Source organism: Streptomyces sp. NPDC023541, assembly GCF_055559995.1.
On the sequence record NZ_JBVHJO010000028.1, the window covers coordinates 24881 to 42082 of the forward strand.

General features: G+C 73.2%; 19 protein-coding genes. 10 read left to right on the plus strand and 9 right to left on the minus strand.

Features of this window, described 5'->3' with window-relative positions; translation table 11 throughout:
• Positions 1–83 precede the first annotated feature (83 nt).
• The 4 genes from ACZ3X1_RS35695 to ACZ3X1_RS35710 form a co-directional block, all read right to left on the minus strand.
• Positions 84–551: a nuclear transport factor 2 family protein gene (locus ACZ3X1_RS35695; RefSeq protein ID WP_356814678.1), complete on the minus strand. Its 468-nt coding sequence runs from the start codon at positions 549–551 to the stop codon at positions 84–86.
• 69 nt (positions 552–620) lie between these two features.
• Positions 621–788, minus strand: a complete 168-nt coding sequence (locus tag ACZ3X1_RS35700) for a hypothetical protein (RefSeq protein ID WP_362630404.1) — start codon at positions 786–788, stop codon at positions 621–623.
• A 115-nt stretch (positions 789–903) separates the two neighbouring features.
• Complete coding sequence (locus ACZ3X1_RS35705; RefSeq protein WP_356814676.1) at positions 904–1782, minus strand: undecaprenyl-diphosphate phosphatase; 879 nt, start codon at positions 1780–1782, stop codon at positions 904–906.
• A 48-nt stretch (positions 1783–1830) separates the two neighbouring features.
• Positions 1831–2559, minus strand: a complete 729-nt coding sequence (locus tag ACZ3X1_RS35710) for a TVP38/TMEM64 family protein (RefSeq protein ID WP_356814675.1) — start codon at positions 2557–2559, stop codon at positions 1831–1833.
• Positions 2560–2608: 49 nt separating this feature from the next.
• Between ACZ3X1_RS35710 and ACZ3X1_RS35715 the strand changes: the two genes are divergently transcribed.
• The 4 genes from ACZ3X1_RS35715 to ACZ3X1_RS35730 all read left to right on the plus strand — a co-directional run bounded on the left by ACZ3X1_RS35715 (position 2609) and on the right by ACZ3X1_RS35730 (position 6592).
• Entirely contained in the window at positions 2609–3325 is a 717-nt protein-coding gene (locus ACZ3X1_RS35715; RefSeq protein ID WP_467283510.1) for a DNA alkylation repair protein, read from the plus strand.
• A gap of 264 nt (positions 3326–3589) precedes the next feature.
• On the plus strand, positions 3590–4771 hold the full coding sequence (gene tuf, locus ACZ3X1_RS35720) for an elongation factor Tu (protein ID WP_356814673.1): 1182 nt from the start codon (positions 3590–3592) through the stop codon (positions 4769–4771).
• A 91-nt stretch (positions 4772–4862) separates the two neighbouring features.
• Entirely contained in the window at positions 4863–5720 is an 858-nt protein-coding gene (locus ACZ3X1_RS35725; RefSeq protein WP_467283512.1) for a patatin-like phospholipase family protein, read from the plus strand.
• 80 nt (positions 5721–5800) lie between these two features.
• Positions 5801–6592, plus strand: a complete 792-nt coding sequence (locus ACZ3X1_RS35730) for a spermidine synthase (protein ID WP_356814681.1) — start codon at positions 5801–5803, stop codon at positions 6590–6592.
• Here the strand turns inward: ACZ3X1_RS35730 and ACZ3X1_RS35735 are convergent.
• Both ACZ3X1_RS35735 and ACZ3X1_RS35740 read right to left on the minus strand, forming a co-directional pair.
• Positions 6579–7952 carry an MFS transporter gene (locus tag ACZ3X1_RS35735; protein WP_467283514.1) on the minus strand — a complete coding sequence of 458 codons (1374 nt, stop codon included), beginning with the start codon at positions 7950–7952 and terminating at the stop codon, positions 6579–6581. The two genes, ACZ3X1_RS35730 and ACZ3X1_RS35735, sit on opposite strands and share 14 nt — an antisense overlap.
• Positions 7953–8029: 77 nt before the next feature.
• Positions 8030–9070 carry a DUF8017 domain-containing protein gene (locus tag ACZ3X1_RS35740; protein ID WP_467283516.1) on the minus strand — a complete coding sequence of 347 codons (1041 nt, stop codon included), beginning with the start codon at positions 9068–9070 and terminating at the stop codon, positions 8030–8032.
• 96 nt (positions 9071–9166) lie between these two features.
• Between ACZ3X1_RS35740 and ACZ3X1_RS35745 the strand changes: the two genes are divergently transcribed.
• The 4 genes from ACZ3X1_RS35745 (at position 9167) to ACZ3X1_RS35760 (ending at position 13404) form a co-directional block, all read left to right on the plus strand.
• A complete protein-coding gene (locus tag ACZ3X1_RS35745; protein ID WP_467283517.1) occupies positions 9167–9619 on the plus strand; it encodes a DUF4442 domain-containing protein in 453 nt (150 codons plus the stop codon).
• A 200-nt stretch (positions 9620–9819) separates the two neighbouring features.
• Positions 9820–10020 carry a type II toxin-antitoxin system VapB family antitoxin gene (locus tag ACZ3X1_RS35750; RefSeq protein WP_356814668.1) on the plus strand — a complete coding sequence of 67 codons (201 nt, stop codon included), beginning with the start codon at positions 9820–9822 and terminating at the stop codon, positions 10018–10020.
• Positions 10021–10136: 116 nt separating this feature from the next.
• Positions 10137–12674, plus strand: a complete 2538-nt coding sequence (locus ACZ3X1_RS35755; protein WP_467283518.1) for a glycoside hydrolase family 3 C-terminal domain-containing protein — start codon at positions 10137–10139, stop codon at positions 12672–12674.
• A gap of 58 nt (positions 12675–12732) precedes the next feature.
• The gene (locus ACZ3X1_RS35760; protein ID WP_467283520.1) at positions 12733–13404 is read left to right on the plus strand and encodes a DedA family protein; all 672 of its coding nucleotides are present in this window, start codon (positions 12733–12735) and stop codon (positions 13402–13404) included.
• Positions 13405–13535: 131 nt separating this feature from the next.
• On the opposite strand, the gene ACZ3X1_RS35765 is transcribed toward ACZ3X1_RS35760, so the two are convergent.
• On the minus strand, positions 13536–14081 hold the full coding sequence (locus ACZ3X1_RS35765; protein WP_467283522.1) for a gamma carbonic anhydrase family protein: 546 nt from the start codon (positions 14079–14081) through the stop codon (positions 13536–13538).
• A 138-nt stretch (positions 14082–14219) separates the two neighbouring features.
• Between ACZ3X1_RS35765 and ACZ3X1_RS35770 the strand changes: the two genes are divergently transcribed.
• On the plus strand, positions 14220–15038 hold the full coding sequence (locus ACZ3X1_RS35770) for an acyltransferase (protein WP_467283524.1): 819 nt from the start codon (positions 14220–14222) through the stop codon (positions 15036–15038).
• Positions 15039–15049: 11 nt separating this feature from the next.
• On the opposite strand, the gene ACZ3X1_RS35775 is transcribed toward ACZ3X1_RS35770, so the two are convergent.
• A complete protein-coding gene (locus ACZ3X1_RS35775; protein WP_467283526.1) occupies positions 15050–15916 on the minus strand; it encodes an EamA family transporter in 867 nt (288 codons plus the stop codon).
• Between the two features lie 106 nt (positions 15917–16022).
• Between ACZ3X1_RS35775 and ACZ3X1_RS35780 the strand changes: the two genes are divergently transcribed.
• The gene (locus ACZ3X1_RS35780; protein WP_356814662.1) at positions 16023–16667 is read left to right on the plus strand and encodes a helix-turn-helix domain-containing protein; all 645 of its coding nucleotides are present in this window, start codon (positions 16023–16025) and stop codon (positions 16665–16667) included.
• Here the strand turns inward: ACZ3X1_RS35780 and ACZ3X1_RS35785 are convergent.
• On the minus strand, positions 16664–17068 hold the full coding sequence (locus ACZ3X1_RS35785; protein ID WP_356814661.1) for a CoA-binding protein: 405 nt from the start codon (positions 17066–17068) through the stop codon (positions 16664–16666). The genes ACZ3X1_RS35780 and ACZ3X1_RS35785 overlap by 4 nt on opposite strands.
• Between the last annotated feature and the right edge of the window lie 134 nt (positions 17069–17202).

Genomic DNA, 17202 nt, shown 5'->3' on the forward strand with positions numbered 1-17202 from the left:
GCCCCTCCGGCCGGGCGGACCCGCCCCGGCGCGCCCGGCGGGCAGAGCGGCGCCCGCGGGCCGCGGGGCGGGGCGGAGCGGGTTCACACGGCCATGTGGCGCCACTTCTCGTGCACGGTCACACGGGTGAGCCGCCAGCCGTCCCGGGTGCGGGCCAGGGCGAAGGTGTAGCGCCCGGCGGCGACGAAGTTGGGGGAGGCGGCCGTGCCGTCGGCCTCCGGCCCCTCCAGCCGCATCGGATTGAGGAAGTCGGCGCGGACCTCGGCGCTGTCGCCGGGCGAGCCGCCGACGTCCTCCAGCCGGACCAGCCGGTTGACGATCAGGTGCTGACGCACGGGAAAGAGCTTCATGGTCTGCGCGAGCCAGTCCGCCACCTGCGCCACCGGACCTTCGATCCCGCCCGCCGAGCTGTAGTCGGCCCGCCCGCCGGCGGCGAAGAGGGCCCGGTAGGCGGCCCAGTCGCCGTCGTCCACGGCCACCGCGTAGCCCGTGACCACGTCGTCGATCGCCAGCCGGTCCATCACCGTCGCGAGATCCACACGCTGCGTCATCGGGTCAGTGTGGGGCTGCGCGGGCACGAGGCCAAGGGGCGTGCGCCGACGGGATCCCCGCGCGGCCCGTCAGTGACCGGAACGCGCCTCCCGCTGCCGGACCACGACGAGGAACGCGTCGCTCGCCAGATCCATGACCACCTCGGCCGGCACGCCCTCGCGCATCCGCTGCGCCGCGTACTCCTCGGCGGGCCAGCTCCCCCGCGGACTTCCGGCCGGAAAACGCTTCAGCACCACTCGACCCATGGGACACCCCCTGCTTCTTGCCTTTCAGTCTCTTCGTGGACAACGACGCGGAGGCCCCCCGGGAACGTTCCCGAGGGGCCTCCGATTCACGCGAAGTGGTGCCGCGCTACGAGCCGGACTCGCCCGCGTGCGGGCTCAGCACGTCCGTGCCGATCAGCACGAACAGCAGGATGCCCAGCACGATGCGGTAGATCACGAAGGGCATGAAGCTCTTGGTGGTGATGAACTTCATGAACCACGCGATCACGGCGTAGCCGACGAAGAAGGCGATGACCGTCGCGAAGACCGTCGGACCCCAGGAGATGTGGCCCGGTTCCTCGATCACGTCCTTGATCTCGAAGGCGCCGGAAGCCAGCACGGCCGGGATGGCGAGGAGGAAGGAGTACCGGGCCGCCGCCTCGCGGGTGAAGCCCAGCAGCAGACCGCCGGAGATCGTGGCGCCGGAGCGCGAGACACCCGGGATCAGGGCCATCGCCTGGCAGAAGCCGAAGATCAGACCGTCCTTGACGCCCAGCTGCTGGAGCGTCTTGCGCTCGCGGATCGCCCGGTGCCGGCCGCCCTCCTCGTCGCGGGCGGCCAGCCGGTCGGCGACGCCCAGCACGATGCCCATCACGATGAGGGTGGTGGCCGTCAACCGCAGGTCGCGCGCCGGACCGACGATCGCGTCCTTGAACACGAGGCCGAGGATGCCGATCGGGAGCGAGCCCACGATCACCAGCCAGCCCATCTTGGCGTCCTGTTCGGAGCGCAAGGCCTTCGTGTACAGGGAACGGAACCAGGTGGAGACGATCCGCGCGATGTCCTTGCGGAAGTAGATCAGAACGGCGGCCTCGGTGCCGATCTGGGTGATGGCCGTGAAGGCCGCTCCTGGGTCGTGCCAGCCGGCGAATGCCGCGGTCAGCCGCAGGTGGGCGCTGGAGGAGATCGGGAGGAACTCCGTAAGCCCCTGGACGAGACCGAGGATTAGGGATTCGAACCAGCTCATGTCGGGGTGCGCTCGTCCTTGTGATCGTCGGGCAGTTCGCCCCCGATGCTAGGGCCCGTGCGAAGCGGCGCTGACCACAGGGGGGTGCTGGGACGTCAGTTCACACGCCGGATCGCCCGTTCGAAGGGGTGCCAGGCGGTGCCTTTTGCGCCAGCCGACGACTCCGGCGGCCACCACCGAGACCACGATGAAGCCGAACGAGACGAGGAAGGCGGGGGATCCGGGGGAGGAGGCGCTGGCCCCCGCGATCACGTACGCCGTGGTGTTCGGGACCACGCCGAGCGCCGTGGCCAGCAGGAAGGGCGCCCAGCCGCAGCGGGACACCGCCGCGCAGTAGTTGGCCACCACGAAGGGCACCCCGGGGAAGAGCCGCACCGCGAGCATCGAGCGGAAGCCGTGCCGGCTGAGCTGGCCGTCGGCCGCTTCCAGCAGCCGCCCGCGCAGGAACGGACGCAAAGCCTCCTGGCCCATGACCCGGCCGAGCCCGAAGGCGATGCCGGCGCCCAGCACGGTGCCCCCGACCGCCGTGACGAGGCCGAACTGCGTGCCGAAGACGGCTCCCGCGGCCAGGTTCAGCAGGGGACGCGGCACGAACGCAGCCGAGCACACGCCGTACACGGCTGCGAACGACAGGACGGCCGCGCCCACCGGGAGGCCGGGGGGCCAGCCCTCAGAGAGGATCCGCTGGGGTTCGTAGACCAGCACGCACACGCCGGCCGCGGCGAGCAGCACGACGAGCAGCGCCAGCCGGGTCCACGGCGCGAGGAGGAGGGACATCCCGGGAGACTAGCCGAGGTTTGCGGCACCGCGCCGTAATCTGGGCCTCATGCTGTCGAACGGCGAACGGCCCCCCGGGGTTCCCCGCAGCGCCCTCGCGGACACCTTGCTGGAGCGGCTGACCGGGACGTACGCGGCTGCGGCCGATCCCGCGCGGGCCGAGGCCATGGCCGCGTACATGAGGCACGTCGCCCCCTTCCTCGGCATCCCCACACCGCTGCGCCGGGAACTGTCCAGGGCAGTGACCGAGAACACGCCGCGGCCGTCGGAAGCGGACTGCGCGGCGCTCGCGCTGCGCTGCTGGCGGCTTCCCGAGCGGGAGTACCACTACTTCGCGGTGGACTACCTGCGCCGCCACGTCGACCGCTGCTCCTCGGGACTCCTGCCGGTCGTGCGGCACCTGATCACCACCGTCCCCTGGTGGGACACCGTCGACCTGCTCGCCGTGCACACCGTCGGCCCGCTGGTGGCCGCCGACCCCGGCCTCGCCGCCGTGATGGACGAATGGATCGCGGGCGAGGACCTGTGGCTCGCCCGTGCCGCCCTCCTCCACCAACTCCGCCACAAGGACGCCACCGACACCGGGCGGCTCTTCGCCCACTGCCGCCGCCGGGCCGACCACCCGGACTTCTTCCTCCGCAAGGCCATCGGCTGGGCCCTGCGCGAGTACGCCAAGACGGATCCCGACGCGGTGCGCGCCTTCGTCGACGCCGAACGCGCCGCCCTGTCCCCGCTGTCCGTGCGCGAAGCACTCAAAAACCTCTGAGCGGCCGCCGGTTCGCCCGGTAATTCATTCGACGGACGCGGCACGGTCCGGCAGGATCGGGGACATGTCCCGGTACGCCTTCCCCGCAGCGCCGTCCGCAGTCGCGGACGCGCCGAAGGCTGCCGAATTCGCGGGCGCACCCGCCTTCGCCGCATTCGACGGCGCACGAAGCTGACCCTTCCCGGATCGTCCGGCGGACCCCGCAGGGGGAGGGTCGGCTCGGTCCAGGGGTTCCGTCCACGCTTCGAGCAACGGGAAGAGATCATGGCCAAGACGGCCTTCGTGCGGACCAAGCCGCACCTCAACATCGGCACCATGGGTCACGTCGACCACGGCAAGACCACCCTCACCGCCGCCATCACCAAGGTCCTCGCCGAGCGCGGCGGCGCCTCCTTCGTGCCCTTCGACCGCATCGACCGGGCCCCCGAGGAGGCCCGCCGGGGCATCACCATCAACCTCACGCACGTCGAGTACGAGACCGACACCCGCCACTACGCCCACGTCGACATGCCCGGTCACGCGGACTACATCAAGAACATGGTCACGGGGGCCGCGCAGCTCGACGGCGCGATCCTCGTCGTCTCCGCGCTCGACGGGGTCATGCCACAAACCGCCGAGCACGTGCTCCTCGCCCGCCAGGTCGGCGTCGACCACATCGTGGTCGCGCTCAACAAGGCCGACGCGGGGGACCCCGAGCTGACCGACCTGGTCGAGCTGGAGGTCCGCGAACTGCTCACCGCGCACGGCTACGGCGGTGACGGCGCGCCCGTCGTACGGGTCTCCGGGCTCGGGGCGCTGGAGGGCGACCCCAGGTGGACCGGGGCGATCGAGGCCCTGCTGGACGCGGTGGACACGTACGTGCCGACGCCGGTGCGGTACACCGGGGCGCCGTTCCTGCTGCCCGTGGAGAACGTGCTCACCATCACCGGGCGCGGGACGGTCGTGACCGGGGCCGTCGAGCGCGGCAGCGTACGCCTCGGCGACCGCGTCGCCGTCCTGGGCGGCGACGGCGAGCCGGTCGAGACGGTCGTCACCGGCCTGGAGACCTTCGGCAAGCCGATGGAGTCCGCCGAGGCCGGGGACAACGTCGCGCTGCTGCTGCGCGGTGTGCCGCGCGACGGCGTGCGCCGCGGGCACGTGGTGGCCGCCCCCGGCAGCGTGACGCCCAAGCGCCGCTTCAGCGCGCAGGTGTATGTGCTCTCCGGGCGAGAGGGCGGCCGTACGACACCGGTCGCCAGCGGCTACCGGCCGCAGTTCTACATCCGCACCGCCGACGTGGTGGGGGACGTGGACCTGGGGCTCGCGGGGGTCGCCCGGCCCGGTGAGACGGTCACGATGACCGTCGAGCTCGGACGGGACGTCCCGCTGGAGGCGGGCCTCGGCTTCGCGATCCGTGAGGGCGGACGGACCGTCGGCGCCGGGACGGTGACAGCCGTCCTGGGCTGACCCGTCCGAGATCGGGACCCCCCTGTGGTGACGGCAGGAAGGCTGCGCCAGACTGCCGTCACCACAGGCATGAGCAGAGGGGGCGGCGGAGATGGGCGGCGACACGGCACTGGTGCTCGGCGGCGGCGGACTGACCGGCGTCGGCTGGGAGTGCGGGATCCTCTACGGGCTCGCCCGCGCGGGCGTGGACCTCACCACCGCGGACCTGGTCGTCGGCACCTCGGCCGGGTCGGTGGTCGGCGCCCAGCTCACCTCGGGACGGTTCAGCGCGCAGGAGCTGTACGAGCGCCAGCTGGGCGATGCCGTCGGGGAGACCGCCGCCAGGCTGGGCGCGGGCGTCATCGCCCGGTACGCGCTGGCGATGGCGCGCTCGCGCCGCGACGCGGCCGCGTACCGCCGGCGGGTGGGAGCGATGGCCCTGGCCGCGGACACCGGCCCAGAGGCGGAACGCCGCAAGGTACTGGCGGCCCGGCTGGTCTCCCACGAGTGGCCCGAGCGGCGCCTCGTGGTCACCGCGGTCGACGCGCTCAGCGGTGAGCTCCGGGCCTTCGACCGGGACAGCGGCAGCGGGTTGGTCGACGCGGTCGCGGCGAGCTGTGCGGTGCCCGGGGTGTGGCCCCCGGTGACCGTCGGCGGGCGCCGCTTCATCGACGGCGGCATCCGTTCCGCCACCAACGCCGACCTCGCCGCCGGTTACGCGCGCGTGGTGATCATCGCCCCGATCGCGCTCGGCTCCGGGCTCGTCCCCTCACCGGCCGCGCAGGCGGCCCGGCTGCGCGAGGCGGGGGCGCGGGTGCTGCTCATCACCCCGTCGGACACGGCCCGAAAGGCCTTCGGGCGCAACGTCCTGGACCCGGCCCGGCGCGACCCGGCCGCCCGCGCCGGCCTGGCGCAGGCCCCGCAGCACGCCGCCGAGGCGGCGGCCGTCTGGTCGGACGGGGCGACGTAGGGGTTGTGGCGGAGAATGGAGCGGTGAGCGACGAACGGATCCCGGTGACACGGGACGTGGGCCAGGGCACCGCCAAGCTGATGCCGGACGTCGACGGGGAACGGGCCTGGCTGCTGACCGTCGACGGTGCCCCTCAGTCCTATGTGGACCTGGACGATCCGCAGCACCTGGAATTCGAGTACGTACGCCGCCTCGGGCACGTCCTGGACTGCGCGGCGGACCCCGGCCTCCCGCTGGACCTGCTGCACCTGGGCGGCGGCGCGCTCACCCTGCCCCGCTACGCCGCGGCCACCCGGCCCGGATCCCGGCAGGCGGTGGTCGAGTTCGACGCCGGCCTGGTGGAAATGGTCACCGAGCACCTGCCGCTGCCGGAGGGGTCCGGGATCACCGTGCACACCGCCGACGCCCGGGCCTGGCTGGCGGCCGCGCCCGCGGGGAGCGCGGACGTGGTGGTCGCCGACGTGTTCGGCGGCTCGCGGGTGCCGGCGCAGCTGACCTCGCTGGAGTACGCGCGGGAGGCAGCGCGAGTGCTGCGGCCCGGCGGGCTGTACGCGGCGAACCTGGCGGACGGGGCGCCCTTCGACTTCCTGCGGAGCCAACTGGCCAACTTCGCCACGGCTTTCACGGAGCTCGCGCTCGTCGCCGAGCCGTCGGTGCTCAGGGGGCGGCGCTTCGGGAACGCGGTGCTGCTGGCCTCCGACACCCCGCTGGACGTGGGGGCGCTGGCCCGGCGGTGCGCGTCCGACGCCTTTCCCGCCCGGGTCGAGTACGGCGACGGCCTGGCCCGCCTCGTCAGGGGCGCGGCTCCGGTCTCCGACGCGGACGCAGCTCCCTCGCCGGCTCCGCCGGAGGGCGCGTTCAGCCTGGGGTGAGGCTGGACGAGCAAGGCGAGGTAGGCGAGGAAGGCGGGGCGGGCGGGGCGGGCGAGGAGGCCGGCGCGGCGTCGGAGGCGGCGGGACCCCCGGTCTTGTGGAGGGACGGCCTGCGCGTCATGCGGCGCACGTCCGGGACCAGCAGGACCAGAGCGGTGACCAGGACGACCAGCGTCGCGCAGCCCCACAGGGCCTCGGTGCGGCCGAAGGCCGATTCGACCGGCCCGGCCAGGGCCGTGGCCAGCGGGAGCATCGAGACCGAGCCGAACCAGTCGTAGGCGGAGACCCGGGAGAACTTCTCCTCGGGGATCTCCTGGTGCATCGTCGTCATCCAGTTCACACCGAAGACCTCGATCGCGGCCCCGCTGACGAACATCACCGTGCACAGCCCCCACACCGGCAGCGGGACGGCCAGGCCCGCCGAAGGCAGCGCCAGCGGAAACACGCACAGCGTGCCGACCAGAAGCAGCCGCCGCGGTTTCCACACCATCATCAGGACGGCCCCTGCGATGGTGCCGACCCCGAACAGCGCCAGGGCCAGTCCCCAGGGCGCCGGTCCGCCCAGCCGGTCCCGGGCGACCAGCGGACCGTAGACCGCCTCCGCGGCGCCGACGACGGCGACGACGACGGAGAACTGGAGCACGATGCTCCACAGCCAGGGCCGGGTGTGGAACTCTGTCCACCCTTCCCGCAGATCGGCCAGCAGGCCGCCGCCGGGGGCCCGGTCCGGCGCACGGCTGACGTCGAGGAAGGCGCGCAGCGCGCCGGCGATCGCGAACGCCGCGGCGTCCACGGCCAGTACCCAGCCCGGGCCCATCGCGGCGATCATCGCCCCGCCGAGCGCCGCTCCGCCGATGCCGGCGCCGTTCATGGCCATGCGGAAGAGCGCGAAGGCCCGGTTGGCGTGTTCGCCGGAGACCGTGGAGAGGAGCATGCCCTCGGCCGCGGGGTTGAAGAAGGCCGTACCGGTGCCGCACAGGGCGGTCAGCAGCATCATCTGCCACAGCTGCGGGTCGCCGGTGAGGACGAGCAGCGCGAAGACGGCCTGCGAGAGGCAGTTCAGGGCGTTGGCGGCGACCATCACGCGGTGGCGCGGCAGCCGGTCGGCGACGGCGCCGCCGACGAGCAGGAAGAGGACGAGCGGCAGGGTCCGGGCGGCCGCGACCAGGCCCACGTCGCCGCCGGATCCGCCGGCTTCCAGGACGGCGAAGGCGGAGGCGATGAGCGCGCCGTGGCTGCCGAGATTGGTGACCACCGCCGCACCCGTGAGCAGGGTGTAGTTGCGGCCGGCCCACTCCGGTCGGCTGCGGCTGCGGCGGGGCTCGGGCGTACGGTGCGGGGCGTCGGGGGGAGAACTCACCCCCGGACTATCCCCGCCCCGGGCCGGGAATCCAAACGGACTCCCGGCGCCGGGGCGGGGACGGGTTCAGCCGGAGATCATCCGGTGGAGAGCCGGATGGAGCTGAGGATCTTGTCGGAGATCTCGGTGGGGACCTCTTCCTTCACGCCGGCCGCGGTGACCAGCGCGAAGCTGGCGAAGTCACCGGCGGCGTTCCTGAAGGCGAAGCCGACCGCCTTGCCGTCGGTGGAGCACTTGTGCTCCTTCTTCACGTTCGGTGCGGTCGCGACCACCATGTGGCCCTTGATCCCGGAGGCGGTCGTGAACTCCTTGGGGTCGGTCACCTTGACCGTTCCCCTGGGCTCCTTCTGCGCGAAGCCCGCCCACACCCAGGTGCCGGTGTTGTCGGTCGCCGCCTGGGCGGTGTCCTTGGCGCCCTGGGCCCCCTTGACGCCGCTGTCCGCGATCGAGAACTTTTCGAGGTTGCCGTCGGCGTCCTTGTCGACGGTGCACCACTCCCGCTTGAGGGTGGCGGTGCCGGACATCGTGATGACCGGCTTGCCGTCGTTCTTGACCTCGTCGTCGTAGAAGAGGGAGACGCCGGGGTCGTTGACGTTCCACTCCGGGGGGACGTCGTAGGCGACGTTGTACTTCGTGTTGGTGACGACCTTCCAGCCCGGGATGACCGGCTGCATCGCGCCGCCGGCCCGCGGGTTCGGGCTGCTGCCGGCCGGGGCGGGAGAGTCGGCCGGGGCGGAGGAGCTCGCGGCCGGCGGCTTGTCGTTGGCCTCGGTGTTCTTGTCGTCCCGGGTCAGGACGTACGCGCCGGTCGCGGCTGCCGCGACGACGACCGCCGCGGCCGCGACGATGGCCACGGTCTTGGTCGAGTACGGGCTCCCGCCGGAGGGCTGGGGCTGCTGGGCCGCCTGGGGCTGGCTCCACTGCTGGCCCGGAACGGTCGGGGGCTGCTGGTGTCCCGGTTGCTGCGGGTAGCCGGGCTGCTGCGGGTATCCGTAGCCGGGCTGCTGCTGGTACGGGTTCGGCTGCGCCGGCTGTCCCGGCGACTGCGCGTACGGGTTCTGATGCGCGTCCTGGGGGTTCTGCTCGCCCCCGGGCGGCTGCTGCTGTCCTGGCCACATGGCCGGTAACGATAGTGGGAGCGGTCCCCGGGAGCCACGGCCGCCCCCCGGAGAGCTCTGGCCAATCCTCTCTACTCGTGGGTAACATCGCGTTCCATGAGCGCAGATCAGATGAACGTGGGCGAACTGCTCGCCGCGACCGTGCCGATGGCCCGGACCCTGAACCTCGAGTTCCTGGAGACCGCCCCCGAGCGCGCGGTCGTCCGGCTCCCGGACCAGCCCGACTACCACAACCACGTCGGCGGCCCGCACGCCGGCGCCATGTTCACCCTCGCCGAGTCCGCGAGCGGCGCCATCGTCCTGGCCGCCTTCGGCGACCAGCTCTCCCGGGCCGTGCCCCTCGCCGTGAAGGCCGAGATCGGCTACAAGAAGCTCGCCAAGGGCGTCGTCACCGCCACCGCCACCCTCGGCCGCCCGGCCGCGGAGGTCGTGGCCGAACTCGACGCGGGCGGCCGCCCCGAGTTCCCCGTCACCATCTCCATCCAGCGCGAGGACGAGGCCGTCACGGGCGAGATGGTTGTCGTCTGGACGCTGCGCCCGAACGCGTAACGCCTGCCGGGTACGTGCCCGCCGCTCTGGGGGTGTCTTGCCGATCATGCCGGGCTCGCGGCCGGACGGATCGACAAGGCACCCACGGGTGGCGGGCACGTACTGCTTTCCGGCGTCCTGGTGCGCGGACCGTGCCGTCGGGCGGGCAGGCGTCCTGCCGGACGGTCTAGAGTCCTGCCACGACGATGGAGGGGGTACCCGTGGCCAAGGTCAACATCAGCCTCGACGCCGAACTCGTGGTGGAGGTGATGGTGCTCGCCGGGGTCGGCTCGCCACAGGACGCGGTCGAGGCCGTCGTACGGGACTACATCGCCCGCGGACACCGCACCGAGGCGCGCATCCAGAGTCAGGACGAGCCCCGGCGCACCACCGACGGCCTGCCGCCCCTGCCGGAGGGCTGAACCCGGGCGCCCGCGGTGGCGCGTCTCGGCCGGGCCCGCGGACACACGGAGCACAGTGGCCCGGGGAGCGGTCCGGCGCGGGCCGCTCCCGCCGACCCGCGCCGCAGGGAGCACCCATGAGCGAGGACCTGTCCAGACGTTCGGCGATGCGGATGATCGCGGCGGCGGGCGGGGTGGGCGCGGCTCTCGGAGCCGGCGGCTGCGCCCCGGCCGTGCCTGAGCCCGGCGCAGGCCGGAGCGGGCCGGCCACCGGCGCCGCGGGCGCACCCGCCACCGGGAGCGGCACCGGGACCGGTACGGGGGGCGCCGCCCGGATCGACGCCCTGCTGGAGCGGCTCACCCTCCAGGAGAAGACCACCCTGCTGCACGGGGCCCCCGATCCCGCCGGCCGCGGCCAGGCCGGCTACGTGCCCGGCGTACCGCGCCTGGGCATCCCGGCCCTGCGGCTCGCCGACGGGCCCGCCGGGGTACGGGTGTCCCGGCCGGCCACCGCACTGCCCGCGCCGGTCCTGCTCGCCTCCGCCTTCGACCCGGCGCTGGCGCGCGAGTACGGACGGGTCATCGGCCGCGAAGGCCGGGCCCTCGGCCAGGACGTCGTGCTGGCCCCCATGGTCAACCTCATCCGCACCCCCTACGCCGGCCGGAACTTCGAGACCTTCTCCGAGGACCCGCGGCTGACCGCCGACCTGGTCGGCGAGCTGGTCCGCGGGATCCAGGACGAGGGACTCATCGCCACCGTCAAGCACTTCGCCCTCAACAACCAGGAACATGGCCGCGACACCGTCGACGTGTCCGTCGGCGAGCAGACCCTGCGCGAGACCGAGCTACGGGGCTTCGAGGCCGCCGTGGCCGCCGGCGCGGGCGCCGTGATGGGCTCCTACAACAAGGTCAACGGGGTCCACGCCTGCGAGAGCAGGCCGCTGCTCGACGAACTGCTGCGCGGGAGCTGGGGGTTCGACGGCTGGGTCGTCTCCGACTGGGGCGCGGCCCACAGCACCGTCGCCGCCATCCGCGCCGGCCTCGACATGGAGATGCCCGGCGGCACCCACTTCGGCGAACCGCTGCGCGAGGCGGTGCACGGGGGCTCCGTGCCGGAGGCCGCCGTCGACCAGGCCGTGCACCGGATCCTGTCCACCATGGACCGCTTCGGACTGCTGGCGGCCCGGCAGCCCGCCCGGCCCCCGCGCGACGCCCCGGCCGGGGCCCGGGTCGCCCGCAAGGTGGCCACCGCCGGCGCGGTGCTGCTGCGCAACGAGCACGCCACCCTGCCGCTGACGGGGGCCGCGGCCCGCTCGATCGCGGTGATCGGCCCCACCGCCCAAGTGCCGTTCGTCGGCGGCGGGGGCAGCTCACACGTGGTCCCCGACGGCGCGGACGCCCCGCTCACCGCCATCCGGCGACGGGTCGGGAACGCCGGCGCCGTGCGCCACGCCCTCGGCGAGGACCTCTACGGGCGGCCGCTCCCGGCGAAGCTGCTGACTCCGGCCGCAGATCTGGAGCACCGCGAGGTGGGCCCCGGGCAGGTGTGGACCCACGAAGGCACCTTCCGCCTCGCGGCCGACGACGAGTGGACCCTGCTGGTCCACTACACCGGCAAGCGGCCGGGCGTACGCCTCGACGGGGAGGAGCTGTTCCCCGTCCGGCAGGGCGTGGCCGAGCACTACGCGGGCGCACTCCTCGGCGCCGCACCGGACGGGATGGCCGTGCGCCGCCGCACCCTCGCCCTCAAGGCGGGCACCCACCGGCTCGCCGTCACCGCCACCGGCGGGGACAAGGGCCAGCGCCTGCGCCTGCGGCACATCACCGGGGCGATCCGGGCCGAGGACCTCGCCGAGGCGGTACGCACAGCGAAGGCGGCCCGCAGCGTGGTCCTGTTCGCCTACGAGGACGCCACCGAGGGCAGGGACCGGACCTCGCTGGCGCTCCCGGGCGGGCAGGAACGGCTGATCGAGGCGGTCGCCGCCGCGAACCCCCGTACGACGGTCGTGCTCAACACCCCCTCCGGTACGACCATGCCGTGGCTCTCCCGTACCGGCGCGGTCCTCCAGATGTACTACCCGGGGCAGGAGGGCGCCGCGGCCACCGCCGACGTCCTCTTCGGCGACGTGGACCCCGGGGGCCGCCTCACCCAGACCTTCCCGGCCGACGAGCGGACGACCCCGGTCGGCGCGGACCCCGCGCGCTACCCGGGAGTGGGCGGCCGGCAGGAGTACTCCGAGGGCGTCCACGTCGGCCACCGCTGGTACGACGCCAAGCGGGCGACCCCGCTCTTCCCCTTCGGGCACGGCCTGTCGTACACGACCTGGCAGTACGAGAAGCTCACGGTCCGCCCGCAGCACGGCGGACTGCGGGTGGAGTTCACCGTCCGCAACACCGGCCGGCGCAAGGGCACCGAGGTCGCCCAGGTGTACGTGGGCCCGTCCGAGGAGCTCCGGCTCGACCAGCCGGTGCGCGCACTCGCCGGATACCGGCGGATCACCCTGCCGCCGGGCGCGGCGCAGCGCGTCACCGTCGACATCGACGCCCGGACGCTGTCGTCGTGGGACCCGGAACAGCACGCCTGGGTGCTGGGCTCCGGACGCCGCGAGGTGTTCGCGGGACGTTCCTCACGCGAACTGCCTCTGAGGGCGAAGGTCGCTCCGGCGAGCCGATAGGCTGCCCGTTCGGCGTGTCACAGGGGACGCGCCGGGGACGACTCGGGAGGACGTACCGGTGGACATCCAGGAATGGCTGGAGACGATTCCGGCGGTCAGCATCTATCTCCTGGTGGGTCTGGTCATCGGCCTGGAGAGCCTCGGCATCCCGCTGCCCGGCGAGATCATCCTGGTCAGCTCGGCGCTGCTGGCCTCGCAGCACGGGGAGATCGACCCCGTCGTACTCGGGCTGTGCGCGATCACCGGCGCGATCGTGGGCGACTCGATCGGCTACGCCATCGGACGCCGGGGCGGCAAGCCGCTGCTGGAGCGGCTGGGCCGGCGCTTCCCCAAGCACTTCGGGCCCCAGCAGGTCGCTCTGGCGGAACGCTCCTTCGAGAAGTGGGGCATGTGGGCCGTCTTCTTCGGCCGTTTCGTCGCGCTGCTGCGGATCTTCGCGGGGCCGCTCGCGGGCGTGCTGCACATGCCGTACTGGCGGTTCCTCGTCGCCAATGTCTTCGGCGGGATCCTCTGGGCGGGCGGGACCACCGCCGTCATCTACTCGGTCGGCATCGTCGCGGAGCCCTGGCTGAAGCGGTTCTCCTGGCTGGCCCTGGGCCTCGCGGTGGTGTTCGGGCTCGTCGTGACCCTGGTGGTGCGCAGCCGGATGAAGAAGGCGGCCGAGGCCGCCGGGGCGGCCGGCGCGGAGATCCCCGCGCGGCCGACGGCCCGCGCCACGGTCGGGGAGTGACGGCGGCGGAGCGTCACCCGCGACCAGGCGTGCCCGGTGGACCGGGTCCTGCCTGATCCACAAGGCACGGAGGTCGTCTCCTTCGGATCTTGCCCGGCGACGCGGGCCCGGCACGATCCGAAGGAGACTGCCTAGCCCTCGGGGGTCACCGAGGCGCGGTGCTGCTTGGCCAGTTCCACGTACATCTGGGCGTTGACCTTGATGCCCTCGCGCTCCTCGTCGGTCAGCTCACGGCGCACCTTCGCGGGGACGCCCGCGACCAGCGAACCGGGCGGGACCACCATGCCCTGCGGCACCAGCGCCTGCGCGGCCACCAGGGAGCCGGCCCCGATCACCGCGCCGTTCAGGACGGTGGCGCCCATGCCGATGAGGCAGTCGTCCTCGACGGTGCAGCCGTGTACGACGGCGTTGTGGCCGATGGAGACGCGCTCGCCGATGGACACGGGGAAGCCAGGGTCGACGTGGAGCGTGCAGTTGTCCTGCACGTTGCTGTCGGCGCCGAGCGTGATCGGGCCGCAGTCGGCGCGCAGCACCGCCGAGTACCAGATGCTGGTGCCAGCGGCGAGGGTGACCTCTCCGAGCACGACCGAGGTGGGCGCGGTGAACGCGGTGGGGTCGATGTCCGGGTGCTTTCCGCCGACACCCGCCACGAGTGCCTGGGCCGTCTGCTGCGTCATGTTCGCTTCCCTCTGGTCGGTCGTCCGGTTGCCGCGCCAACAGCACCGTAGGCCACGCCGCCCGCCGTCCCGGCGATGGGGTGAAGATCACAGGACCGTGGTCCGGACGACCGCCGCCGGGCGCACTACCGTGGCCGGGTGCCGAAGAAAAAGAACACGTTCTCATCCGTGGCGGTCTGGCGCCGGCGGCTGGCGAGCCGTGTGGTCCACACCGGCTGGCGCTGGATGCAGCAGGCCGGCGCGGTGACCGCGCAGACCCCGGGCCGGCTGCGCTTCGGTGCGATCGGGGACGGTACCCGGCTCGCCTTCCCGCAGGGCACGGTCTTCGGCGAGCGGTGGATCCGGCTCGGCGGCCACTGCATCATCGGCGAGCAGGTCACCCTCACCGCCGGCATGATGCCGGACCTCGACCTAGGCGCGGAGCCGATGCTGGTGCTCGGCGACGGGGTCGTCATCGGGCGGGACAGCCACGTCATCGCCGACGCGCGCATTGAGATCGGCTCGAACACCTTCTGCGGGCCCGGTGTCTACATCACCTCCACGAACCACAGCTACGACGACCCGCACGAGCCCGTCGGCCGGCAGTGGCCGCGCAGCGCGCCGGTGGAGATCGGCCCCGGATGCTGGCTCGGCACGGGCGCGGTGATCCTGCCGGGCGCGCGGCTCGGCCGCAACGTGGTGGTGGCCGCCGGTGCGGTCGTGAGGGGCGAGGTGCCCGACCACGCCGTGGTGGCGGGGGCGCCGGCCCGCATCGTACGGCGCTGGACACCGGAGACGGGGTGGCAGCCGCCGCTGCGGACCCCGGCGCCGGTACCGATCCCGGACGGCGTGACGCCGGAGCAGCTGCGGGGGCTGGCCGAGCTCACCGAGGCCGAGCTGGCCGAGGTCGAACTGGCGGAGGCGGGGCTCGCGGAGGCGGGTATGGCGGAGGCCGGGCTCGCCGAGGCCGAGAAGTAGCGCCCCGCCGTTCAGCCCGCGGCCAGCAGGACCGTTCCCGCCAGGGCCAGTCCGGCGCCCGCCGCCTGCACGGTGCGCAGCCGCTCCTTGAGGACGGCGAAGGCGGCGAGCGCGGTGATCACCGGGTAGAGCGAGGACAGTACGGCGGCCATGGTGACCGGGCCGTTCTGGGCGGCTACGGAATACGTGCCGTTCGCCGCGACGTCCGCCAGGCCGACGAAGGCCAGGGCCGGCAGCAGCCCCCACAGGATCCGCGGGCCGGTGCCTTCCGGAAGGGCGGGGACGCCGCGCCGGGACTGCGCCCACAGGGCGGCGCCGCCGACGGTGACGTTGGTGACCCGCTGGACGAACAGTGCGAGGAAGAGACCGGTGACGGTGGTCGAGGCCTCCGCGATCAGGGCCATCACCGCGCCGAAGCCGAAGGCCGCGACCAGCGTGAGGACCACGGCCTGCCGCCGGACGGGGGCGCCGCGCAGCTCGGGGCCGCCGGCGAGGACGATGCCGACGACGGCGACCGCGATTCCCGCGAACTGGCCGAGGCCGGGGCGCTCGCCGAGCATCAGCCCGGCGGTGACCGGCACGACCACGCCGAGGGAGCCGAGCGGTGAGACCACGCCCATCGGCCCGAGGGCCAGCGCCTTGTAGAAGCTGAGCATGGCGACCGGCCCCACCAGGCCCGCGGCGACCGCGAACCACAGCTGTGGACCGGCCTCGTGCCAGGCGCGGGTGCCGAGGACCACGGCGCCGAGCACGACGACGGCGACGATCTGCGAGACGACCACCACCGTGAGCGCCGGTATCCGGCGCGTCAGCAGTCCGCCTCCGAAGTCGGCGAGGCCCCACAGGACGGCTGTGGCCAGGGCGAAGAAGGCGGTCATCGGGGGCCTCGCAGTACAGTGCAGTGAACGCCGGAGTGCAGCATCTAATACAGAACACGGTAGTGCACTCTGTTGGACCGTGTCATCCAGGATATTGGACGGAATGGTGTCGGATCTCGAACAGCTCACCCAGGCGCTCGCCCGGAACCTCAAGAGGTGGCGCGGGGAGCGCGGCTTCACGCTGGACTCCCTCGCGGCCCGCGCCGGTGTGAGCCGCGGGATGATCATCCAGATCGAGCAGGCCCGTACGAATCCCAGCGTGGGCACCACGGTGAGGCTGGCCGACGCGCTCGGCGTCAGCATCTCCGCACTCCTCGACTACGACCGCGGCCCGCAGGTCCGGGTCGTCCCGCCGGAACAGGTGGTGCGGATCTGGTCGAGCGAGGCGGGCAGCTCGACGACCATGCTGATCGGGACCGACGAGCGCGGGCCCATGGAGCTGTGGACCTGGCACCTGGTGCCGGGTGAGGGCACGGACTCCGTCCCTCACCCCTCCGGCACCATCGAGATGCTGCACGTCACGGCCGGGGAGCTGACCCTGGTGGTCGGCGAGGAGCAGTTCCGCGTCCCCGCCGGGGCCGCGGCCACCTTCGAGGCCAACCTCCCGCACTCCTACCGCAACGAAGGCTCCGTACCGATGGAGATGACCCTCGCGGTGTCGGTCCCCCCGGTGTCCGCACCGGTGGCCGCGGCCACCACGCACGCGCACGGTGCAGCGGCCGCGGCTGCGGCCGCGGCCAGGGAAGGCTAGAGAGCAGGGATCTCGATCGCCGGGCAGCGGTCCATGACCATGGTCAGCCCGGCCTCGCGGGTCCGGTCGAAGGCGGCTTCGTCGATCACGCCGAGCTGGAACCAGACGGCCTCGGCGCCGACGGCGGTCGCCTGGTCGGCCACCGCCCCGGCCAGTTCGCTGTTCACGAAGACGTCCACCACGTCCACCTTGAACGGGATCGCCTCCAGCGAGGCGTACCCGGGCTCGCCGTGCACGGTCTCGGCCTTGGGGTGCACGGGGACCACGCGCTTGCCGTACTGCTGGAGCACGCGCGCCACCCCGTAGGCCGCCCGGTCCCTGTTGTTCGAGAGGCCCACCACGGCCCAGGTGTCACCGAGCTCGGTGAGGATCTTGCGAATGGTTGCCGGATCGCCGTACACGCGCGCCGCCTCCTGCTGATGTCGTCTGTCGTCGTCTGCCGCCACTGCTCAGCCGCATCAACCGAAAAGCCCGACGCCCGATTCCCCGCGGACGCCCGGGCCCGGTCCGCCTTCCACGACCCGGTCTTCAGCGC

What these genes read in the sequence shown, in the direction of transcription:
- tuf (WP_356814673.1), top strand. Translation starts at nt 3,590, where the DNA reads ATGGCCAAGACGGCCTTCGTGCGGACCAAGCCGCACCTCAACATCGGC.
- ACZ3X1_RS35710 (WP_356814675.1), bottom strand. Translation starts at nt 2,559, where the DNA reads ATGTCCCTCCTCCTCGCGCCGTGGACCCGGCTGGCGCTGCTCGTCGTG.
- ACZ3X1_RS35705 (WP_356814676.1), bottom strand. Translation starts at nt 1,782, where the DNA reads ATGAGCTGGTTCGAATCCCTAATCCTCGGTCTCGTCCAGGGGCTTACG.
- ACZ3X1_RS35740 (WP_467283516.1), bottom strand. Translation starts at nt 9,070, where the DNA reads ATGTGGCCAGGACAGCAGCAGCCGCCCGGGGGCGAGCAGAACCCCCAG.
- ACZ3X1_RS35725 (WP_467283512.1), top strand. Translation starts at nt 4,863, where the DNA reads ATGGGCGGCGACACGGCACTGGTGCTCGGCGGCGGCGGACTGACCGGC.
- ACZ3X1_RS35730 (WP_356814681.1), top strand. Translation starts at nt 5,801, where the DNA reads ATGCCGGACGTCGACGGGGAACGGGCCTGGCTGCTGACCGTCGACGGT.
- ACZ3X1_RS35695 (WP_356814678.1), bottom strand. Translation starts at nt 551, where the DNA reads ATGACGCAGCGTGTGGATCTCGCGACGGTGATGGACCGGCTGGCGATC.
- ACZ3X1_RS35775 (WP_467283526.1), bottom strand. Translation starts at nt 15,916, where the DNA reads ATGACCGCCTTCTTCGCCCTGGCCACAGCCGTCCTGTGGGGCCTCGCC.
- ACZ3X1_RS35755 (WP_467283518.1), top strand. Translation starts at nt 10,137, where the DNA reads ATGAGCGAGGACCTGTCCAGACGTTCGGCGATGCGGATGATCGCGGCG.
- ACZ3X1_RS35715 (WP_467283510.1), top strand. Translation starts at nt 2,609, where the DNA reads ATGCTGTCGAACGGCGAACGGCCCCCCGGGGTTCCCCGCAGCGCCCTC.
- ACZ3X1_RS35745 (WP_467283517.1), top strand. Translation starts at nt 9,167, where the DNA reads ATGAGCGCAGATCAGATGAACGTGGGCGAACTGCTCGCCGCGACCGTG.
- ACZ3X1_RS35765 (WP_467283522.1), bottom strand. Translation starts at nt 14,081, where the DNA reads ATGACGCAGCAGACGGCCCAGGCACTCGTGGCGGGTGTCGGCGGAAAG.